General features: G+C 67.7%; 20 protein-coding genes. 11 read left to right on the top strand and 9 right to left on the bottom strand.

Annotated features, from left to right (window positions below; all coding sequences use genetic code 11):
• Window positions 1–140 precede the first annotated feature (140 nt).
• Window positions 141–545, top strand: coding sequence for a hypothetical protein (locus OHT76_RS21870; protein WP_328872540.1), 405 nt, complete (start codon window positions 141–143; stop codon window positions 543–545).
• A 149-nt stretch (window positions 546–694) separates the two neighbouring features.
• Here the strand turns inward: OHT76_RS21870 and OHT76_RS21865 are convergent, their stop codons facing one another.
• The 4 genes from OHT76_RS21865 to OHT76_RS21850 form a co-directional block, all read right to left on the bottom strand.
• Window positions 695–1,171, bottom strand: a complete 477-nt coding sequence (locus OHT76_RS21865) for an LppU/SCO3897 family protein (protein WP_328872539.1) — start codon at window positions 1,169–1,171, stop codon at window positions 695–697.
• A gap of 124 nt (window positions 1,172–1,295) precedes the next feature.
• Window positions 1,296–2,558 carry an MFS transporter gene (locus tag OHT76_RS21860; RefSeq protein WP_328872538.1) on the bottom strand — a complete coding sequence of 421 codons (1,263 nt, stop codon included), beginning with the start codon at window positions 2,556–2,558 and terminating at the stop codon, window positions 1,296–1,298.
• A 90-nt stretch (window positions 2,559–2,648) separates the two neighbouring features.
• Complete coding sequence (locus tag OHT76_RS21855) at window positions 2,649–3,731, bottom strand: inositol-3-phosphate synthase (protein WP_328872537.1); 1,083 nt, start codon at window positions 3,729–3,731, stop codon at window positions 2,649–2,651.
• 44 nt (window positions 3,732–3,775) lie between these two features.
• Window positions 3,776–4,459 (bottom strand): PadR family transcriptional regulator, encoded by a 684-nt coding sequence (locus OHT76_RS21850; protein ID WP_328872536.1) that lies wholly within the window; start codon window positions 4,457–4,459, stop codon window positions 3,776–3,778.
• A 355-nt stretch (window positions 4,460–4,814) separates the two neighbouring features.
• On the opposite strand from OHT76_RS21850, the gene OHT76_RS21845 reads away from it, so the two are divergent.
• The gene (locus OHT76_RS21845; RefSeq protein ID WP_328872535.1) at window positions 4,815–7,520 is read left to right on the top strand and encodes a transglycosylase domain-containing protein; all 2,706 of its coding nucleotides are present in this window, start codon (window positions 4,815–4,817) and stop codon (window positions 7,518–7,520) included.
• 135 nt (window positions 7,521–7,655) lie between these two features.
• Entirely contained in the window at window positions 7,656–9,164 is a 1,509-nt protein-coding gene (locus OHT76_RS21840) for a glycosyltransferase family 87 protein (RefSeq protein WP_328872534.1), read from the top strand.
• A 104-nt stretch (window positions 9,165–9,268) separates the two neighbouring features.
• On the opposite strand, the gene OHT76_RS21835 is transcribed toward OHT76_RS21840, so the two are convergent.
• The 3 genes from OHT76_RS21835 to OHT76_RS21825 form a co-directional block, all read right to left on the bottom strand.
• A complete protein-coding gene (locus OHT76_RS21835; protein WP_328872533.1) occupies window positions 9,269–10,300 on the bottom strand; it encodes an alanine racemase in 1,032 nt (343 codons plus the stop codon).
• A 74-nt stretch (window positions 10,301–10,374) separates the two neighbouring features.
• A complete protein-coding gene (femX, locus tag OHT76_RS21830; protein WP_328872532.1) occupies window positions 10,375–11,496 on the bottom strand; it encodes a peptidoglycan bridge formation glycyltransferase FemX in 1,122 nt (373 codons plus the stop codon).
• Window positions 11,497–11,674: 178 nt separating this feature from the next.
• Window positions 11,675–11,989 carry a hypothetical protein gene (locus OHT76_RS21825; protein WP_328872531.1) on the bottom strand — a complete coding sequence of 105 codons (315 nt, stop codon included), beginning with the start codon at window positions 11,987–11,989 and terminating at the stop codon, window positions 11,675–11,677.
• A gap of 264 nt (window positions 11,990–12,253) precedes the next feature.
• Between OHT76_RS21825 and rpsF the strand changes: the two genes are divergently transcribed.
• The 4 genes from rpsF to rplI all read left to right on the top strand — a co-directional run bounded on the left by rpsF (window position 12,254) and on the right by rplI (window position 14,007).
• The gene (rpsF, locus tag OHT76_RS21820) at window positions 12,254–12,544 is read left to right on the top strand and encodes a 30S ribosomal protein S6 (protein WP_005482942.1); all 291 of its coding nucleotides are present in this window, start codon (window positions 12,254–12,256) and stop codon (window positions 12,542–12,544) included.
• Window positions 12,545–12,624: 80 nt separating this feature from the next.
• Entirely contained in the window at window positions 12,625–13,224 is a 600-nt protein-coding gene (locus tag OHT76_RS21815) for a single-stranded DNA-binding protein (RefSeq protein ID WP_328872530.1), read from the top strand.
• Window positions 13,225–13,305: 81 nt separating this feature from the next.
• Entirely contained in the window at window positions 13,306–13,542 is a 237-nt protein-coding gene (gene rpsR, locus OHT76_RS21810) for a 30S ribosomal protein S18 (RefSeq protein WP_003949403.1), read from the top strand.
• 18 nt (window positions 13,543–13,560) lie between these two features.
• Entirely contained in the window at window positions 13,561–14,007 is a 447-nt protein-coding gene (rplI, locus tag OHT76_RS21805) for a 50S ribosomal protein L9 (protein ID WP_328872529.1), read from the top strand.
• A 160-nt stretch (window positions 14,008–14,167) separates the two neighbouring features.
• Here rplI and OHT76_RS21800 read toward each other — a convergent pair whose 3' ends face one another.
• Complete coding sequence (locus tag OHT76_RS21800) at window positions 14,168–15,505, bottom strand: MATE family efflux transporter (RefSeq protein ID WP_328872528.1); 1,338 nt, start codon at window positions 15,503–15,505, stop codon at window positions 14,168–14,170.
• 458 nt (window positions 15,506–15,963) lie between these two features.
• Here OHT76_RS21800 and dnaB point away from each other — a divergent pair, with 458 nt between their 5' ends.
• A complete protein-coding gene (dnaB, locus tag OHT76_RS21795; RefSeq protein WP_328872527.1) occupies window positions 15,964–17,442 on the top strand; it encodes a replicative DNA helicase in 1,479 nt (492 codons plus the stop codon).
• Between the two features lie 56 nt (window positions 17,443–17,498).
• Here dnaB and OHT76_RS21790 read toward each other — a convergent pair whose 3' ends face one another.
• Window positions 17,499–18,062: a dihydrofolate reductase family protein gene (locus tag OHT76_RS21790; protein ID WP_328872526.1), complete on the bottom strand. Its 564-nt coding sequence runs from the start codon at window positions 18,060–18,062 to the stop codon at window positions 17,499–17,501.
• Window positions 18,063–18,267: 205 nt separating this feature from the next.
• On the opposite strand from OHT76_RS21790, the gene OHT76_RS21785 reads away from it, so the two are divergent.
• From OHT76_RS21785 to OHT76_RS21775, 3 genes are all read left to right on the top strand, one after another.
• Window positions 18,268–18,879, top strand: coding sequence for a glyoxalase (locus tag OHT76_RS21785; RefSeq protein ID WP_328872525.1), 612 nt, complete (start codon window positions 18,268–18,270; stop codon window positions 18,877–18,879).
• Window positions 18,876–19,322 (top strand): YdeI/OmpD-associated family protein, encoded by a 447-nt coding sequence (locus OHT76_RS21780; protein WP_328872524.1) that lies wholly within the window; start codon window positions 18,876–18,878, stop codon window positions 19,320–19,322. Before OHT76_RS21785 ends, OHT76_RS21780 begins: the two co-directional genes overlap by 4 nt.
• A gap of 156 nt (window positions 19,323–19,478) precedes the next feature.
• Window positions 19,479–20,864 carry a serine hydrolase domain-containing protein gene (locus OHT76_RS21775; protein ID WP_328872523.1) on the top strand — a complete coding sequence of 462 codons (1,386 nt, stop codon included), beginning with the start codon at window positions 19,479–19,481 and terminating at the stop codon, window positions 20,862–20,864.
• The last annotated feature ends 16 nt before the right edge of the window (window positions 20,865–20,880 follow it).

The raw sequence follows: 20,880 nt of genomic DNA, 5'->3' as shown, positions 1-20,880 counted from the left end.
TCAGCTCGGGATGGATGCCTCGCGGACCGTCTGGCTTGATTCAGGCATGTCTGGAAACCTGCTTGAACCGTTCATGACCACCTCTTAACGTGATCATGAAGATTTCATGAAGGGGTGGGAGTTTGTTTCTCAAGCGACGCGTGACCGTGGCTCTGGCTGCCGTAGCTGCAGCCCTTCTGGTGCCTGCCATCGCAACGCCTGCCGCCGCTGCGGAGGACAGCTGTGCAACGACAGGGGCTGAGGGGTGGCTCAAATTCTCCTGGAGTGGTAAGTACCGTATAGATCCGCTCAAGCTGATGGTTGAAGATCAGTTGGGGGACGGTCACCACGTTGCAGTGCGCCTCGTAACGAATCGAGCCGACGGGACGATCCATCACTGGGGATGGCACCACAACTATGAGGGTGTCGACATCATGCAAGTCTGGAACACATATGCCTCTGACTCCGCAGGAATCACGAAGGCCGAGATCCAGGTAGCCAGGATGGAAGGCAGCACCATCATGAACCTGTGCAACAGTGGCAAGATTGCGAACCCGAACTGGTAGAGGGATGAATTAGCCTCGATCCCTTTGAGGGTGCGTCAGCAAGCGGACGCACCCTCTTTGGGTTCCAAAATAAGTGCTCTCGGGGTGCAATCCACAACCTGCAGCTTGCGATGTTTCATGTGAAACATCGCCCCTGTGGATTCGCTGGCCTACTTGGGACTGTAGTCCGAGAGGCAGAGCGTGAAGTCGTCGCTGCCCCCGGTCTCCGTGTACTCCGAGTACTTGGTGCGGTCACACGACTCCGTCGTGCCCTCCTTCTTCTCCGCGACCTTGTACTTGGCGCTGGAGTCGCTGCAGTCCACGACCTCCAGGCCCGGGTCGGTAGTGCTGTCCGGGTCGGAGATGCTCATGCAGTCGCCGACCTTCGCCGTGTTGGCGTCGTCCCGGCTGGCTATGTAGCCGCCGATGACAACGGAGACCACAGCAACGCCAATGACGACGTTCTTGATCGTCTTGAAGCTGAGCTTGCGGCGGGGCTGCTCCGGCGGGACCGGGGCGTACGGGGCCGCACCCTGCTGCGGGAAGCCCGGCTGCTGCGGGTACGGAGCCTGGCCCTGGGGCTGCTGGGCATACGGGTTCTGGCCCTGAGCGAACGGGTTCTGGCCCTGGGGCGGCGGAGTGGTCACTTGGGGGTCCCCCTAAGAACATGGGTGAGTGACGCGAACGGAGCGCGCATAAGACCCACGTAAGTTATCGGGCCGCACTGACACACCAGTAGTCAGGAGGGGCTCTGTGGCACTGATGTGACACTTACCGGCGTTCAAAGCGGGCCATAGCCACCGCAACCGCTCCGTAGATAACGGCGACCGTTACCACCAGCGGCACCGAGCGGCCGTCCGGCGGCAGCATCAGGGCCGCCACTCCCGCGGCGCCGACGAAGGCGACGTTGAACAGGACGTCGTAGAAGGAGAAGACGCGGCCGCGGAAGCCGTCCTCGACCGAGGACTGGACGATCGTGTCGGTGGCGATTTTCGCGCCCTGGGTGGTCAACCCGAGGACGAACGCCGCGACGAGCATGGGAACGGTGGCGAACGGCAGCCCCAACGCCGGTTCCAGTACGGCCGCGACGCCGGCGCACACCACGATCCAGCGGCCGGGGCCGAGCCGGCGCGCCGCCCAGGGCGTCAGCACGGCCGCCGCGAAGAAGCCCGCGCCGGAGACGCCCAACGCCACGCCCAGCAAGGCGAGTCCGTCGTCCGTGGTCGTGGAGAAGGAGTACCGGCACAGCATCAGCAGCATCACCAGCAGGGCGCCGTAGCAGAAGCGCATCAGGGTCATTGTGGCGAGCGCCCACGCTGCCTCCCGGCGGGCCGGTGTGGCCAGATGACGTACGCCCGCCCCCAGATCGCGCGCTGTGCCGGCGATCGCCGTCCGCAGTCCGGGCTGCACCAACTCGGGGTCGGGGCCCAGCAGTTCCCGTGACATCCGCAGTGAGGCCAGCGCCGCGCACAGGTACAGGGCCGCGCCGAGAAGCACCACGGCCGCGTCGGAGTCCGCCACCAGCAGCCGTACGACGAAGGCGAGGCCGCCGCCCACGGTCGCGGCGAGCGTTCCGGCCGTCGGGGAGAGGGAGTTGGCCATCACCAGCCGCTCCTCGTCGACCACGCGCGGGAGGGCGGCGGACAGGCCGGAGAGGACGAAGCGGTTGACGGCGGTGACGCACAGGGCGGAGATGTAGAAGAGCCAGTCCGGGACGGGGCTGAGCATCAGCACGGCCGTCGCCGTCGCCAACAGGGCGCGCAGCAGGCTGCCGTAGAGGAAGACCTGGCGACGCCGCCAGCGGTCGAGGAGGACGCCGGCGAAGGGACCGACGAGGGAGTACGGCAGCAGCAGGACCGCCATCGCGGAGGCGATCGCGGCGGCCGAGGTCTGCCTCTCGGGGGAGAAGACGACGTAGGTGGCGAGCGCGACCTGATAGACGCCGTCGGCGCCCTGGGAGAGCACCCGGAGGGCGAGCAGACGCCTGAAGTTGCCGAAGCGCAGCAGGATGCGCAGGTCGCGGGCGACGGACATGGGGCTCAGCCTCACATACGGGAAGGTCCCCGGGCCGTATGACCCGGGGACCCTTCTCGGCCCTGGCAGGAGCAGACTTGCTGAGCGGCTTTAGCGCTCGACCTCGCCCTTGATGAACTTCTCGACGTTGGCGTAAGCCTCGTCGTCGAAGTACTGGACCGGCGGAGACTTCATGAAGTAGCTCGACGCGGAGAGGATCGGGCCGCCGATACCGCGGTCCTTGGCGATCTTCGCGGCGCGCAGGGCGTCGATGATGACACCCGCCGAGTTCGGGGAGTCCCAGACCTCGAGCTTGTACTCCAGGTTCAGCGGAACGTCACCGAAGGCGCGGCCCTCGAGGCGGACGTACGCCCACTTGCGGTCGTCCAGCCAGGCCACGTAGTCCGAGGGACCGATGTGGACGTTCTTCTCGCCCATGTCGCGGTCGGGGATCTGCGAGGTGACGGCCTGGGTCTTCGAGATCTTCTTGGACTCGAGGCGGTCGCGCTCCAGCATGTTCTTGAAGTCCATGTTGCCGCCGACGTTGAGCTGCATGGTGCGCTCGAGACGGACACCGCGGTCCTCGAACAGCTTCGCCATCACCCGGTGCGTGATGGTGGCACCGACCTGCGACTTGATGTCGTCACCGACGATCGGGACGCCCGCCTCGGTGAACTTGTCCGCCCACTCCTTGGTACCGGCGATGAAGACCGGAAGGGCGTTGACGAAGGCGACCTTGGCGTCGATGGCGCACTGGGCGTAGAACTTCGCCGCGTCCTCGGAACCGACGGGCAGGTAGCAGACGAGGACGTCGACCTGGCGGTCCTTGAGGATCTGGACGACGTCGACCGGCTCCTCGGCGGACTCCTCGATGGTCTGGCGGTAGTACTTGCCGAGACCGTCGAGGGTGTGACCGCGCTGGACCGTGACGCCCTTGTTCGGGACGTCGCAGATCTTGATGGTGTTGTTCTCGCTGGCACCGATGGCGTCCGAGAGGTCGAGGCCGACCTTCTTCGCGTCGACGTCGAAGGCGGCGACGAACTCGACGTCACCGACGTGATAGTCGCCGAACTGCACGTGCATCAGGCCCGGGACCTTGGACGCCGGGTCGGCGTCCTTGTAGTACTCGACGCCCTGCACCAGCGACGCGGCGCAGTTGCCCACGCCGACGATGGCTACGCGAACCGAACCCATTCCGGTTGCTCCCTGTGTGTACGAGTGAGGCCCAAAGCGAGCTCTCACGTGGCGGTGTCGTCGGGCGAATCCGTCCCGGGGTCGTCCCCGGGACGGGGCAGGCCGCCCGTCGATCCAGATGTGGTGTCCTGCTGAGCGGGACCCCCGGTGGCGGACCCTTTGAGGTCCCTCCCGGCCCGCTCGCTCTCGATGAGCTCGTTCAGCCAGCGCACTTCGCGCTCCACGGACTCCATTCCGTGGCGCTGGAGCTCAAGCGTGTAGTCGTCGAGGCGCTCCCTGGTGCGCGCCAGCGAGGCGCGCATCTTCTCCAGGCGCTCCTCCAGGCGGCTGCGACGGCCCTCCAGCACGCGCATACGGACATCGCGCGAGGTCTGCCCGAAGAAGGCGAACCGAGCGGCGAAGTGCTCGTCCTCGTACGCGTCGGGGCCGGTCTGGGAGAGCAGGTCCTCGAAGTGCTCCTTACCTTCCGCCGTCAACCGGTAGACGATCTTGGCGCGGCGGCCGGTGAGGGGCGCGGCGAGGGCGTCCTCGGGGGCGTTCCCCGGCTCTTCGATCAACCAGCCGTTGGCGACCAGCGTCTTGAGGCAGGGGTAGAGGGTCCCGTAGCTGAACGCACGGAACACTCCCAGTGACGTATTGAGTCGTTTGCGCAGCTCATAGCCGTGCATCGGGGATTCCCGGAGCAGGCCGAGGACAGCGAACTCAAGGATCCCGGAACGCCGGCTCATCCTCTCGCCTCCTCGTCTTATGTCGCCCTGATGTATCGACTCGATACATCACGACGATAGAACGACCTTCCGGATGCGACAAGAGGGAGGAAGGTGAACGGGATCACATCACTGATTCATGGGAAGCGAGTTGCCTGATTTGGGGTGAACTTCGGGGCTAGGCGGGTTTTGACGGTGCGTAGTCTGTGCGCCATGCACACCACCGGGAACCAAGTGACGTCTGGGGGCGTCGTCGTCCCCGGTGCAGTACGGGTGAATGCGGAAGCGACCACATCCGTACTTCGGGGGGACCGGAAACCTGCCGCCGTTTCCAGGCGCGTCACACGGGTGCGCCTGCCCGAGGAGTAGTCGTTCGATGAGCGAGCACCGTCGCAAACCGCCGCAGCCGCAGGAAGGCGGACGTGCCGCGGCCCGACGCGGCCAGTCCGGCTCGTCCTCCGGCCGCCGCGCGGCACCGCGAGGCGCCACCGGGTCTTCCGCCGACTCCTATGGGACGAGCTCCCATGGGTCGGAGTCGTATGGTCCGGGTGGTGAGGAGCGTCCGTACGGCGGCCGCGCCGAAGCCCGGCGTGCGGCCCAGAGAAGCGGGGGCGGCCGCCGTAGAGCGGCCGAGCCGGGCCGCGGTGGCCGACGGGGTGCTCCCGGCGGACCGACCGGTCCCGGCCGGGGCCGCGGGCGGGCCTCGGGGCCCGTGAAGAAGCGGATCATCGACTATCCGCGCGCGGGCAAGTACGGCTGGCGCCGCTGGGTGCCCTCCTGGAAGCTCGTGTCCGGCCTGTGCATCGGCTTCTTCGGCAGCCTGGTGGCCATCGCGGGCATCGGCTACGCGATGGTGGGCGTCCCCAACGTGGCGGATACGGCCGAGGCGCAGAACAACGTCTTCTACTGGTCCGACGGCTCCCCGATGGTCGCCACGGGTGGCGAGACGAACCGCCAGATCGTCAAGCTGGACCAGATTCCCGAGGAGATGCGCAACGCGGTCATCTCCCAGGAGAACAAGACCTTCATGACCGACAGCGGCATCGACCCCAAGGGCATCGCCCGCGCCGTGTTCAACATGGCACGGGGCGGCGAGACCCAGGGTGGATCGACGATCACCCAGCAGTTCGTCAAGAACGCGATGCTGGACGACCAGTCGCAGACGATCTCCCGTAAGTTCCAGGAGATCTTCGTCTCGGTCAAGGTGGGCGCCAAGTTCTCCAAGGACGAGATCATGGCCGGTTACCTGAACTCCGCGTACTACGGCCGCGGTGCCTACGGCATCCAGGCGGCCTCGCGGGCGTACTTCAACAAGGACTCGGTCGACCTGAACCCCGGGCAGTGTGCCTTCCTCGCGGCCATGCTCAAGGGCGCCACCTACTACGACCCGGCCGGCGCGACCTCCGTCGATACGGCCGCGACGCCCGAGGCCAACAGCAAGCGTGCCAAGCTTCAGATGCAGGACACGCTGGACAAGATGGTCGAGTACGGCCACCTCGACCCCACCGAGCGGGCCAAGTACAAGGATCTTCCGACGGTCCAGAACCCTCGCTCGAACACCGCGCTGGGCGGCCAGGTCGGCTATCTCGTCGACCTCGCCAAGGCGTACGTGATCAACAACACGAACATCACCGCGAACGACCTCCAGCAGGGCGGTTACTCGATCTACACGACCTTCGACAAGAAGAAGGTCAAGGCGCTCGAGGCCGCGGTGAAGAAGGTCGAGAAGGAGAACATCGACCCCAAGAAGCGGCCGAAGACGGACACGCACGTCCAGTTCGGCGGGGCTTCGGTGGACCCGGAGACGGGTGCCATCAAGGCGATCTACGGCGGTGCGGACGCGACCAAGCACTTCACCAACAACGCCGATGTCACCGGCGCCCAGGTCGGTTCGACGTTCAAGCCGTTCGTCCTCGCGGCCGCCATGAAGTGGGGCGTGCGGGACCCGGAAGGCCTCGAGACACAGCCACAGGACGAGCGGACCAAGGTGTCCCCGAAGAGCCTGTACAGCGGCGAGAACGACCTCAAGATCAAGAACTACGACGGGACGGTCTGGCAGGACGACAAGGGCAAGGAGTGGCTCCAGGCCAACGACGGTGAGGAGTCGCTCGGCGACCCGCCGAACTACCAGGTCGACCTGCGCACCGCGATGCAGTTCTCGGCGAACTCCGCCTTCGTGCAGCTCGGCATGGACGTCGGTCTGGACAAGGTGAAGGAGGCCGCCGAAGACGCGGGCCTCCATCCGGACAGCCTGACCGGTACCACCTTCCCGTCCTTCTCCATCGGCATCTCCGAGCCCAGCGCGATCCGTATGGCGGGCTCGTACGCCACGTTCGCGGCCAGCGGCAAGCAGAATGATCCATACTCCGTCACCGAGGTCAAGAGCGCGGAGGGCACGGTCTACACGCACAAGGACGAGACGCAGCAGGCCTTCACCGCCCAGGTGGCCGACAACGTCACCGACGTCCTGAAGACCGTGGTCGAGAAGGGTACGGGTACCAACGCCCAGCTGACCGGACGTGAGGTGGCCGGCAAGACCGGTACCACCGACGGCAACAAGTCGGCCTGGTTCGTCGGGTACACCCCGCAGCTGTCGACCGCGATCAGCATGTTCCGGTACCCCGATGACGAGACCATCAAGAACCGCAAGTTCCTGAAGATGTACGGCACGGGCGCCCAGGACTCGATCCACGGTGCGTCGTTCCCGGCCGAGATCTGGCACGACTACATGGAGCAGGCGCTGAAGGGCGAGCCGGCGAAGGACTTCCCGACTCCGGAGCCCATTGGCGAGGTCATCAACGACCTTCCGTCCCCGACGCCGACTCCCACGGTCAGCGAGACGGAGGAGTCCAGCCCCACGCCGACCCCGACGCCGAGCAAGACCAAGCCCAACCCGAAGCCCTCGGAGTCTCTGCCGGACTGTGGCTTCTTCGGCTGCGAGGAAACCACTGGCGGGACCGACAACGGCGGCACGGACGGGGGCGTGACCACATCCCCCACGCCCACGGACACCAGCGATACCGGGAACAGCAATGGCAACGGCAACGGAGGCCTCTTCGGAGGCAGTGACTCCACCGGCTAGCCCGACCGGCCGGGAATCCGGTGGGCGCCCGGTTGGGTGCCATATCGCCCGGCGAGGGTGTTTCACGTGAAACATGGGCCGCCGCACCGAACAGGTGCGGCGGCCCACGGCGTATACCCAGGCGCGTACGGCAGGATGTGCCCCATGCCCAGTGCAGAGACGACGCAATCGAGCGTGCACGAGCCGGACCCGGTGCGGCCGACCAAGGACGACGAGGTGGCCCGCAGCGGCAGTGAGCTGATCGGCGGCCCCATCGGACGGCGTGCCCTGCTGGGGACGTCGTGGTGGACCCCGGTGCGGGTCATCGCGCTCGTGGCGATCGGTATGTTCGCCCTCGGCCTGGTCCAGAAGGCGCCCTGCTACAACGGCGCCTGGTTCTTCGGCGCCAGCTCGCAGTACACGCACGCCTGCTACTCCGACATCCCGCACCTGTACCAGGGGCGCGGCTTCGCCGACGGCCTGGTGCCGTACTTCGACAAGCTCTCCGGCGACATGGAGTACCTCGAGTACCCGGTGCTGACCGGTGTGTTCATGGAAGTGGCCTCCTGGCTCACGCCGGGCAGCGGCAGCATCCAGGACCAGGAGCAGTGGTACTGGATGGTCAACGCGGGGATGCTGATGGCCTGCGCGGCCGTCATCGCCGTCTGTGTGACCCGCACGCATGCCCGGCGCCCCTGGGATGGCCTGCTGGTCGCGCTGGCACCGGCCTTCGCGCTGACCGCGACCATCAACTGGGACCTGCTGGCCGTCGCTCTGACGGCCGCCGCGATGCTGATGTGGGCACGGAGCCGTCCGCTCGCCTTCGGCGTCCTCCTGGGGCTCGCCACGGCCGCCAAGCTCTATCCCGTCCTGCTGCTGGGCGCGTTGTTCGTGCTGTGCTGGCGTGCGGGCAAATGGCGGGAGTTCGGAAAGGCGCTGGGCGGTACGGCCGTCGCCTGGGTGGTCGTGAACGGCCCGGTGATGCTCCTCGCCTTCGACGGCTGGTCGAAGTTCTACACGTTCAGCCAGGAGCGGGGCGTCGACTTCGGTTCCTTCTGGCTGATCCTGGCCCAGAACTCCGACAACCCGCTCAGCACCGACACCGTCAACACGCTTGCCACGCTGCTGATGCTGCTGTGCTGCGCCGGTGTTGCCGCGCTCACCCTGACCGCTCCGCGCCGGCCGCGCTTTGCACAACTCGCGTTCCTGATCGTCGCGGCGTTCATCCTCACCAACAAGGTCTACTCACCGCAGTACGTCCTGTGGCTGATCCCGCTGGCCGCGCTGGCCCGGCCCAAGTGGCGGGACTTCCTGATCTGGCAGGCCTGCGAGGTGGCGTACTTCCTCGGGATCTGGATGTACCTCGCGTACACGACCAGCGGAGACGCCCACAAGGGACTGCCGACCGACGGCTACCACTGGGCCATCGGCGTGCATCTGCTGGGCACGCTCTACCTGTGCGCCGTGATCGTCCGCGACATCCTCATGCCCGAGCGGGACGTGGTGCGCCGGGCGGGCGACGACGACCCCTCGGGCGGTGTGCTCGACGGGGCGGAGGATGTCTTCGTGCTCGGCGCCGCGGCCCATCCGCCCAAGCACGCGGCCCACTTCGACGGGCCGCAGGTGGAATGGGGCAGCCCGGGGGTGGAGGACCGTTCGCTCTGAGCGAACGCGGTCCGAAGGGCCGTAGACGCAGGGGCTGGAGAACGCCGAAGGCCGTGCGCGGGAAAACCCGTGCACGGCCTTTCTGTTGCCCTGGGGAGGGTGGATCAGCGGTCGACGATGCGGTCGAACTGGGTGGTGGTGTGGCGCAGATGGGCCACCAGCTCGTCGCCGACCTTCGGCTCCGGTGCGTCCGACGGCACGAACAGGATGGAGACCTGCATGTGCGGCGGCTCGGCGAACCAGCGCTGCTTGCCGCCCCAGACGAACGGAGAAAGGTTCCGGTTGACGGTGGCGAGACCGGCCCGGGCGACGCCCTTGGCGCGCGGCATGACGCCGTGCAGCGCCTTGGGGGCCTCCAGACCCACCCCGTGCGACGTTCCGCCCGCCACGACGACCAGATAGCCGTCGGAGGCCGCCTTCTGCTGCCGGTAGCCGAAGCGGTCGCCCTTCGAGACACGGGTGACGTCCAGGACCGCGCCGCTGTACTCCGTGGCCTCGTGGTCCCCCAGCCACAGCCGGGTGCCGATGCGGGCGCGGAAGCGGGTCTGCGGGAACTGCTGCTGGAGCCGGGCGAGTTCCTCGGCCTTGAGGTGGCTGACGAACATCGTGTGCAGCGGCAGCCGCGCCGCGCGCAGCCGGTCCATCCAGCCGATGACCTCCTCGACGGCGTCCGAGCCGTCGGTGCGGTCCAGCGGCAGGTGGATGGCGAAGCCCTCCAGGCGGACGTTCTCTATGGCGGAGTGCAGCTGCGGCAGGTCCTGCTCGCTCACACCGTGCCGCTTCATCGAGGACATCACCTCGATGACCACCCGGGCCCCCACGAGGCCGTACACGCCGTCGATCGAGGACACCGAGCGGATGACCCGGTCCGGCAGCGGCACCGGCTCCTCGCCGCGCCGGTACGGCGTCAGCACCAGCAGGTCACCGCCGAACCAGTCCTTGATGCGCGCGGCCTCGTACGTCGTGCCCACGGCGAGGACGTCCGAGCCGAGCCGTGTGGCCTCCTCGGCGAGGCGCTCGTGCCCGAAGCCGTAGCCGTTGCCCTTGCAGACCGGGACGAGGCCCGGGAACTGCTCCTGCACGTGCTTGTGGTGCGCCCGCCAGCGCGCGGTGTCGACGTAGAGCGTGAGCGCCATGGCCGGACCTGGAACCTTTCGGGTGGCTGCGGTGTATCAGAGGTATGGAAGCTATCGAAGCAAATGCCCGTGGCTCAGCGGCGCGACATGTAGATGTCGAGCGCCTTGTGGAGCAGCTTGTTCAGCGGGAAGTCCCACTCGCCGAGGTACTCGGCGGCCTGGCCGCCCGTGCCCACCTTGAACTGGATCAGGCCGAAGAGGTGGTCGGACTCGTCCAGCGAGTCGGAGATGCCCCGCAGGTCGTAGACGGTCGCGCCGAGCGCGTAGGCGTCGCGCAGCATCCGCCACTGCATCGCGTTCGAGGGCCGGACCTCACGGCCGATGTTGTCGGAGGCGCCGTAGGAGTACCAGACGTGCCCGCCGACCACCAGCATCGTCGCGGCGGCCAGGTTCACGCCGTTGTGCCGGGCGAAGTACAGCCGCATGCGGTTCGGGTCCTCGGTGTTGAGGGCCGTCCACATGCGCTGGAAGTACCCCAGCGGGCGGGGCCGGAAGTGGTCGCGCACGGCCGTGATCTCGTACAGCCGCTGCCATTCCTCAAGGTCGTGGTAGCCGCCCTGGACGACCTCGACACCGGCCTTCTCGGCCTTCTTGATGTTGCGGCGCCACAGCTGGTTGAAGTTCTTGTGGACCTCTTCCAGGGAGCGGTTGGCCAGCGGCACCTGGTAGACGTAGCGGGGCTGGACGTCGCCGAAGCCGGCGCCGCCGTCCTCGCCCTGCTGCCAGCCCATACGGCGCAGCTTGTCGGCGACCTCGAAGGCGCGCGGCTCGATGAAGTCGGCCTCGATGTCGCGCAGCCGCTTCACGTCGGGGTTCTGGATGCCCTGCTTGATGGAGTTGGCCTCCCAGCGCCGGATGATCACCGGCGGGCCCATCTTCACGGAGAAGGCACCCTGCTGCTTGAGGTGCGCGAGCATCGGTTCCAGCCAGTCGGTCAGATTTGGCGCGAACCAGTTGATAACCGGGCCCTCGGGCAGATAGGCGAGGTAGCGCTTGATCTTGGGCAGCTGGCGGTAGAGGACCAGGCCCGCGCCGACCATCTCACCAGTGCGGTCGTCGAACCACCCGAGGCTCTCGGAGCGCCACTCCGCCTTGACGTCGGCCCAGGCCGGAACCTGCATGTGGCTCGCCGCCGGCAGGCTCTGGATGTATGCCAGATGCTGCTCGCGACTGATCGTCCTCAGGGTCAGGCTCATTCGGGGCGCTCCTCGGGCTGGTGTGTCCCCATGGGTTCAGGGGCTCCGGCTCTCGCGCCGAAGCCTACTGCGCCTCGCGAGCGCCCCGGCTGGGCGTACGGAAGCTTCGCCCCGGCCTGTCGGCCGCCGAGGCGCTGTGCGGTGGTGTCAGAGGCGTCCGAGGACGGTGTCTATGGCGTCAGCCAACGACCCCGCCGAAGAGACCGCCGTGCGCCATGCCCAGGAAGAAGCCGACGCCCGAGGCGCCCAGACCCAGGATCAGGCCGAAGCGCTCCCGCGTCGTCTCCGAGACCCACAGGCCGTAGGCACCGGTGGCGAGCCCCACCAGGCCGGTCCAGGAGCTGAGCAGATGCAGGTCGTGGAACATCGCCGTGACGAAAGACGTGATCCCCAGCACCAGGGTCACCGCGAGCAGGGTGTCCTGGAGCGGGTGGGGCTTTCCGTCCGTGGCGAAGAGGCCTCCGACGGTGTTGGGTCGCATTGTCTGTGCCATAGGGCACCTCCTGCGGAAGGCGGCGCATCGTAGCGCCATACACACCCGATGTATCCAGATTGTCGGCGCTCACGGCCGGATTTCAACCGGAAGCGGGTGTGCGGGTACTCTGTACCGTCTGCAGCAGTGTCTGCCCATGTCACGACCGGGGCTCCCGAGAGGGGACCCCGATTGTCAGTGGCGGCGGATACCGTTGCGTACGCATCACGACCCTCCTGCCACGGAACGACCGTGGCCGCTGAGTCCAAAGGAGGTGGGTTCCACATGCGTCACTACGAGGTGATGGTCATCCTCGACCCCGATCTGGAGGAGCGCGCTGTCGCCCCCCTGATCGAGAACTTCCTCTCCGTCGTCCGTGAGGGCAACGGCAAGGTCGAGAAGGTCGACACCTGGGGCCGTCGTCGTCTCTCGTACGAGATCAAGAAGAAGCCCGAGGGCATCTACTCGGTCATCGACCTGCAGGCCGAGCCTGCGGTCGTCAAGGAGCTCGACCGCCAGATGAACCTGAACGAGTCGGTCCTCCGGACCAAGGTCCTCCGCCCCGAGACCCACTGAGCATCCCGCTCAGCTGATCTCGGGATCCGAGTAGCAGCAGCACCAAGCAGCCAGCAGCAAACCCGCCGAGAGGTTCCCCCATGGCAGGCGAGACCGTCATCACGGTCGTCGGCAATCTTGTCGATGACCCCGAGCTGCGCTTCACCCCCTCCGGTGCGGCGGTCGCGAAGTTCCGTGTCGCGTCCACTCCCCGCACCTTCGACCGTCAGACCAATGAGTGGAAGGACGGCGAGAGCCTGTTCCTGACCTGCTCGGTCTGGCGTCAGGCGGCGGAGAATGTCGCCGAGTCGCTTCAGCGAGGCATGCGCGTCATCGTGCAGGGCCGGTTGAAGCAGCGGTCCTACGAGGACCGTGAGGGCGTCAAGCGCACGGTCTACGAGCTGGACGTCGAGGAAGTCGGCGCCAGCCTGCGCAACGCCACGGCCAAGGTCACCAAGACCGCCGGCCGCGGTGGCCAGCAGGGCGGTGGCTTCGGCGGCGGTGGCGGCCAGGGTGGCGGCGGCTGGGGCGGTGGCCCCGGCGGCGGTCAGCAGGGCGGCGGCGCTCCCGCCGACGACCCGTGGGCGACCGGCGCTCCCGCCGGTGGCCAGCAGGGCGGCGGCGGTGGTGGCGGCGGCTGGGGTGGAAACTCCGGCGGCGGCGGCGCTGGCGGCGGCTACTCGGACGAGCCCCCCTTCTAGGCCTTCGGGCCCGGCCACCGGGCCGGTCCGGGTCAAAGGGTGGGTCGTACCCAAACTTCTTGATCACACAGGAGAAACACCATGGCGAAGCCGCCTGTGCGCAAGCCTAAGAAGAAGGTCTGCGCTTTCTGCAAGGACAAGGTCACGTACGTGGACTACAAGGACACGAACATGCTGCGGAAGTTCATTTCCGACCGCGGCAAGATCCGTGCCCGCCGCGTGACCGGCAACTGCACGCAGCACCAGCGTGACGTCGCCACGGCCGTCAAGAACAGCCGTGAGATGGCGCTGCTGCCCTACACCTCCACCGCGCGATAAGGGAAGGGTGACCGACTAATGAAGATCATCCTCACCCACGAGGTCTCCGGCCTCGGCGCCGCGGGCGACGTCGTCGACGTCAAGGACGGCTACGCTCGCAACTACCTGATCCCGCGGAACTTCGCGATCCGTTGGACCAAGGGTGGCGAGAAGGACGTCGAGCAGATCCGTCGTGCTCGCAAGATCCACGAGATCCAGACCATCGAGCAGGCCAACGTTGTGAAGGCCCAGCTCGAGGGCGTCAAGGTCCGTCTGGCCGTCCGCTCCGGCGACGCCGGTCGTCTCTTCGGTTCCGTCACCCCGGCCGACATCGCCTCGGCGATCAAGGCTTCCGGTGGCCCCGAGGTCGACAAGCGCCGCATCGAGCTCGGCGCGCCGATCAAGACCCTGGGCGCCCACGAGACGTCCGTGCGTCTGCACCCCGAGGTTGCCGCCAAGGTCAACATCGAGGTCGTCGCGGCCTGATCGCCGCGCTCGGCTCGAAGAGCTGAGAGAAGGGGTCGTACCCGCGGGGTGCGGCCCCTTCTTCATGCTTGTCGCCCGGTGAGTTCGTGCCTGTCTGTGCTTGTTCGGCGCCAGGGCAGGTGCCATGTTTCACGTGAAACGCCGGTTTCACGTGAAACAGTCAGCGCGTCGCGCCCGTGACGATCCATCGGCCCGAGCGGGCGCGGAGCCAGAGCGTCAGCATGCGGACCGTCATCATCAGCGTCATCGCTCCCCAGACCGCGGTGAGTCCACCGCCGAGAACCGGGATGAGCAGGGCGACCGGAGTGAACACGGCCAGGGTGAGCACCATGGCCCACGCCAGATACGGGCCGTCGCCCGCACCCATCAGGACGCCGTCCAGGACGAAGACCACGCCGCAGATCGGCTGGGAGAGCGCCACCATGAGCAGGGCGGGCAGCGCGGTGTCCTTCACGACCGGGTCGCTGGTGAACAGAGGCAGGAAGAGGGGGCGGGCGATCACCACGAGCAGGGCCAGTACGACACCGGCCGCGATGCCCCACTCCACCATGCGGCGACAGGCGGCGCGGGCACCCTCGGCGTCGTCCGCGCCGAGATAGCGCCCGATGATCGCCTGTCCGGCTATGGCTATGGCGTCGAGAGCGAAGGCGAGCAGGCTCCAGAGGGACAGGATGATCTGATGGGCCGCGATGTCGGCGTCTCCGAGGTTGGCGGCCACCGCCGTGGCGATCATCAGGATCGCCCTCAGCGAGAGCGTCCGCACCAGCAGAGGCACACCGGCCTGGGCGGAGGCTCTGATCCCGGCCGCTTCGGGGCGCAGGGAGGCATGGTGCTTGCGGGCTCCGCGGACGACGACCACGAGATAGGCGGCTGCCATGCCGCACTGGGCGATTACGGTGCCCCAGGCGGATCCGGCGATCCCGAGGTCGGCGCCGTAGACGAGGCCGACGTTGAGGGCGGCGTTGGCGACGAAGCCCCCGATGGCGACGTACAGAGGGGTTCTGGTGTCCTGGAGTCCGCGCAGGACGCCGGTGGCGGCGAGGACGACGAGCATCGCCGGTATGCCGAGTGCGGAGATCCGGAGGTAGGTGGTCGCGTAGGGGGCTGCCGTGTCCGAGGCGCCGAAGAGTTCCACGAGAAACGGGGCTGTGGGCAGGACGACCACGATGACGCCGGCACCGAGGATGAGGGCCAGCCAGATGCCGTCCATGCCCTGGCGGATGGCGGCCTGGAGATTACCGGCGCCGACGCGTCGGGCGACGGCCGCGGTGGTGGCGTAGGCCAGGAAGACGAAGACGCTCACGGCGGTCATGAGGAGCGCGGAGGCGACGCCGAGGCCGGCGAGTTGGGCGGTGCCGAGGTGGCCGACGATCGCGCTGTCCGCCATGACGAAGAGGGGCTCGGCGACGAGTGCGCCGAAGGCCGGAACGGCCAGCGCGATGATCTCTCGATCGTGCCGGCGGCGGGTGGCCTTGGGTGTCGCGGGAGCCTGTGTCATGAGCACCAATCTAATCGTCCACAGGTAAGAGATGCAATGGATGAGTGACCCTTACTCATCGTCTCAGGGTGTGTGCTCTCGCGCACCGTTCGAAGTGATCTAGGGCCGAGTGGGAAAGTTTTTCTTCTGCACAGCCGGTGGATGGGAAACATGCAGGTCAGAGGCGGTCTTTTGGAAAGGGGTTCGGCTTGTTCACAGGGCTGTCCACCGTGTCGTGCACAGGTTTTGCGGAGTTCTCCACAGCATCCGGGCCGTCGTCCACATGGCCTGTGGATAACCAGATTGGCTGACGGTGCCCGCGGGCCTACCGTGGTCCGGCGCCCGCTCCGTCCGTCGGTCGAGAAAACGACACAAAACCGACGAGCCAGAACCGGAGTTGGGCCTCTTAGTTGTCAGTGGCGTGCCGTAGAAATGAGAGGCACGCGAGGTCCGCTCGGCGGACGGGAGGAGGTGGCTCGGTGAGTATTTCCGAGCCCTTGGACGACCCGTGGGCCGACAGCGGGCCCAGTGATCGTCTGCCTGCCTCCCGCCGCCGTGGTGACGGGGGCCGGGGCCGGGACGAGCAGCACGACCGCGGCCGGGAGAGCGGCGAGTGGGACGGTGGCGGTTCGGCCTTCGAGCGGGTGCCGCCCCAGGACCTCGACGCCGAGCAGTCGGTCCTCGGCGGCATGCTCCTGTCCAAGGACGCCATCGCGGATGTGGTCGAGGTCCTCAAGGGTCATGACTTCTACAAGCCCGCGCACGAGACGATCTTCCAGGCGATCCTCGACATCTACGCCAAGGGCGAGCCGGCCGACCCCATCACCATCGCCGCCGAGCTCACCAAGCGCGGCGAGATCAACAAGGTCGGCGGCGCCTCGTATCTGCACACCCTCGTCCAGACGGTGCCGACGGCGGCGAACGCCGAGTACTACGCGGAGATCGTCCACGAGCGCGCCGTGCTGCGCCGTCTGGTGGAGGCCGGCACCCGCATCACGCAGATGGGGTACGCGGCCGACGACGACGTCGACGAGATCGTCAACCGCGCCCAGGCCGAGATCTACGCGGTCACCGAGCAGCGCACCAGCGAGGACTATCTGCCGCTCGGCGACATCATGGAGGGCGCGCTCGACGAGATCGAGGCGATCGGCTCGCGCACCGGCGAGATGACCGGTGTGCCCACCGGCTTCACGGACCTGGACTCGCTCACCAACGGCCTGCACCCAGGGCAGATGATCGTCATCGCGGCCCGTCCCGCCATGGGTAAGTCCACGCTCGCGCTGGACTTCGCGCGGGCGGCGTCGATCAAGCACAACCTGGCGAGCGTCATCTTCTCCCTGGAAATGGGGCGCAACGAGATCGCGATGCGTCTGCTGTCGGCCGAGGCGCGGGTGGCCCTGCACCACATGCGCTCCGGCACCATGACGGACGAGGACTGGACCCGGCTGGCCCGCCGAATGCCCGAGGTCTCGGCAGCGCCGCTCTACATCGACGACTCCCCGAACCTGTCGATGATGGAGATCCGTGCGAAGTGCCGTCGGCTGAAGCAGCGCAGCGACATCAAGCTGGTGATCATCGACTATCTGCAGCTGATGCAGTCCGGTGGTTCCAAGCGCTCCGAGAGCCGTCAGCAGGAGGTCTCGGACATGTCCCGTAACCTCAAGCTCCTGGCCAAGGAGCTGGAGGTGCCGGTGATCGCGCTCTCGCAGCTCAACCGTGGACCCGAGCAGCGCACCGACAAGAAGCCGATGGTGTCCGACCTGCGTGAGTCCGGCTCCATCGAGCAGGACGCCGACATGGTGATCCTGCTGCACCGCGAGGACGCGTACGAGAAGGAGTCGCCGCGCGCGGGCGAGGCCGACATCATCGTGGGCAAGCACCGTAACGGTCCGACGGCGACGATCACGGTGGCCTTCCAGGGCCACTACTCGCGCTTCGTCGACATGGCGCAGACCTGATCCGGGCCGCGTGATGGACGTGGCTGTGACTGTGAGTTTGCCTCCCGGACGGGCGCTCAGCGCCTCGTCTCGTACCTGGTCAGGATCACGCCGCAGGGAAACGTCCGCGTCTCCACCAGGTTCAGGTTCACCCAGCTGTCCAGCGCGGCGAAGAATGGCGTGCCGCTGCCCACCAGGACCGGCGCGGTGGCCAGCACGTACTCGTCAATCAGCCCGGCCCGCATGGCCGCCCCGGCGAGCGTCGCGCCGCCGATGTCCATCGGGCCGCCGTCCTCGGCCTTGAGCCGGGTGATCTCGGCGACCGCGTCGCCGGTGACCAGGCGGGTGTTCCAGTCGACCTTGTCGATCGTCGAGGAGAACACCACCTTCGACATGTCCCGCCAGCGGCGCGCGAACTCGATGTGCGCCGGGGTGGCGTTGGGCTGCTGGTCGCCCGTCGGCCAGTAGGAGCTCATCGTCTGCCACAGCTTGCGCCCGTACAGCGTCAGGTCGGTCGCCTGCAGCTGGTCGGACCAAAACTGGAACAACTCGTCGCTCGGCACGCTCCAGCCGATGTCGTCGCCGGGCGCGGCGATGTAGCCGTCCAGGGACAGGTTCATGCCGTAGATCAATTTCCGCATGGCGCCAGCCTTCCGTGAGTCGGTCTCACGCGTACAGACCGGCGCGGCGCGGGAAACTCATCGGTGCGCGATCTGAGCGCGCATGTAGTCCTCGTCGCAGAAGATCGACATGTCATCGGCGGCGAGACCCTACACCTCCAGAGCTCGCAACACCGGTCAGGATTCGAGAAGCGCCGGTTACCGGGCCGCGGCTAGCGTGAATGCCATGACCTCCATCGATTGCCTCACCCTCGAGGTGGCCGACCCCACGGCCGCCGAGCGTTTCTACACGGATGCCTTCGGCCTGGACGGACAAGTACGTCTGAGAGCCTCGGAGGAGCCGACGTCCGGCTTCCGCGGGTTCACGGTGTCGCTTGTGGTCTCCCAGCCGTCGATCGTCAACGGCTTCTTCGGCGCCGCCCTGGCCGCCGGCGCCACCGAGCTGAAGCCCGCCAAGAAGTCGTTGTGGGGCTACGGCGGCGTCGTACAGGCCCCGGACGGGACGATCTGGCAGCTCGCGAGCTCGTCGAAGAAGGACACCGGCCCGGACAGCCGGAAGATCGACGAGATCGTGCTGCTGCTGGGCGTCTCGGACATGGCCGCGACCAAGCGGTTCTACGTCGACCGCGGCCTCAAGGTCGCGAAGAGCTTCGGCAGCAAGTACGTCGAGTTCGACGGCTCGTCGAGTGCCATCAAGCTGTCGCTGTACGGACGTCGCGGACTGGCCAAGGTCGCCGGAGTGGCGCCGGAGGGCAGCGGGTCCCACGGGCTCACGATCGGCGGGGACGCCGGGACGTTCACCGACCCGGACGGGTTCGTGTGGGAGCCCGCGGCATGAAGTTCCGGACCCGTGTCGAGTCCCCGGAACCCATGAAGGGCCTGGAGGTACCGCCGGAGGTCGTGGAGGCGCTCGGTGGCGGCAAGCGGCCGCCCGTGACCATCACGGTCAACGGGCACACGTGGAAGAGCAGAGTCGCCATCATGCGTGGCCGCTGTCTGCTCGGCCTCAGTAACGCCAACCGGCAGGCCGCCGGCGTCGAAACCGGGGACGAGGTCGAGGTCGGGCTGGAGCTCGACACCGAGCCCCGTCTCGTGGTCGAGCCCGAGGACTTCGCCCGCGCCCTGGATGCAGACCCGGCCGCCCGCGAGGCCTACGACCGTCTGCCCCAAGGCCGCAAGCGGCAGCATGTGCTTGCCATCGACAGCGCGAAGAAGCCCGAAACACGGCTGCGTCGCATCGAGAAGGCCCTGGCGACGCTCCGGGAGGAAGCGGGCCGGTAAGGCGGCGGCGTTGAGACGCTCGCAGGTGAAGCGGCGTGAGAGAGCGGACGAGGACGCAGGTCGGAGCTGCGCCCCAGGACACCGAGCGGGAGAACCTGCCCGCGCCCCCGGGTAATGCGCTCGACTCCCGCAGGCAACCCGGGGTGGACTGGGGGCATGACGACACCTCAGGAAGAGTTGCTGCCCGGGACCCGACGGGCGCTGCTGCACCGGATCGCCGTGGCCCAGTCCGAGGGGCGGACGCCCTCGTTGGTCGCGGCGGTCGTACGGGACGGGCGCGCCGTGTGGCACGGGTCGCGGACCTCGGTCGAGGGGCACGGGCCGGATGAGAACGTGCAGTACCGGATCGGCTCGATCACCAAGACCTTCACGGCCGTTCTGGTCATGCGGCTGCGCGACGAAGGGCTGCTCGACCTCGGTGATCCCTTGGAGAAGCATCTGCCCGGGACCGGTGCGGGGGAGGCCACGGTCGCCGAACTGCTCGCCCACACGGGCGGATTGGCCGCCGAGTCGCCCGGCCCGTGGTGGGAGCGGACGCCCGGCTCGATGCGGCCCGAACTCTCCGATGTGCTGGGAGAACAGCCCCTCCTGCATCCCGTCGGACGCCGCCACCACTACTCGAACCCCGGTTACACCCTGCTGGGCGCGCTGGTGGAGAAGCTGCGCGCGGCGCCCTGGGAGGACGTACTGCGGCGGGAAGTGCTCGAACCCCTGGGCCTGAGCCGTACGAGCGGGCGACCGAAGGCGCCGCACGCGGGTGGCTGGGCGGTGCACCCATGGGCCGATGTGATGCTGCCAGAGCCCTCGGAGGACCTCGGGCGGATGGCTCCGGCCGGGCAACTGTGGTCCACCACAGCCGACTTGGCGCGATTCGCGAGCTTCCTGGCCAAGGGGGACGACCGGGTGCTGAGCGCGGCGAGCGTACGGGAGATGCGGACGCCGGCCGCGCCGGGCGAGGCCGCCGATGTCGCCGACGGAGTCGCGTACGGGCTGGGGATTCAGATCCAGCACCGGCACGGACGGCTGCTCGCGGGGCACTCCGGATCGCTGCCGGGGTTCCTGGCGAGCCTCTTCTTCAGCGAGAGTGACGACGTCGCGGCAGTGGTGCTCGCCAACTGCACCTCGGGCCCGCTGCTTTCGCTGGTTGCCGCCGACCTCGTGCGCATCGTGGCCGAGGCGGAGCCGCGGATTCCCGACCCTTGGCGGCCGATGACCGAAGTCGATCCGGACGTACTGGAGTTGGCGGGGCAGTGGTACTGGGGGACATACGGCTTCGCGCTGCGGCTGACGGCCGATGGGCTCGTCTCGCTGGAGCCGCTGTCCGGCAACGGCCGGCGCTCACGGTTCCGGGCGAACGGTGACGGCACCTGGACCGGCCTTGAGGGCTACTACGCCGGAGAGCTGCTGCGGGCCGTACGGCGCCCGGACGGGGGTGTGAGCCACCTCGACCTCGGGTCGTTCGTGTTCACGCGTCAGCCGTACGACGAGGGGGCTCCGGTGCCGGGTGGCGTGGATCCGGAGGGATGGCGGGGCATTCCGTAGCGATTGTCGAGCCGCG

Origin of the sequence: Streptomyces sp. NBC_00287, assembly GCF_036173105.1 — a bacterium.
In the GTDB taxonomy this organism is placed as follows: domain Bacteria; phylum Actinomycetota; class Actinomycetes; order Streptomycetales; family Streptomycetaceae; genus Streptomyces.
This window is presented reverse-complemented; position numbering and strand designations above follow the sequence as displayed.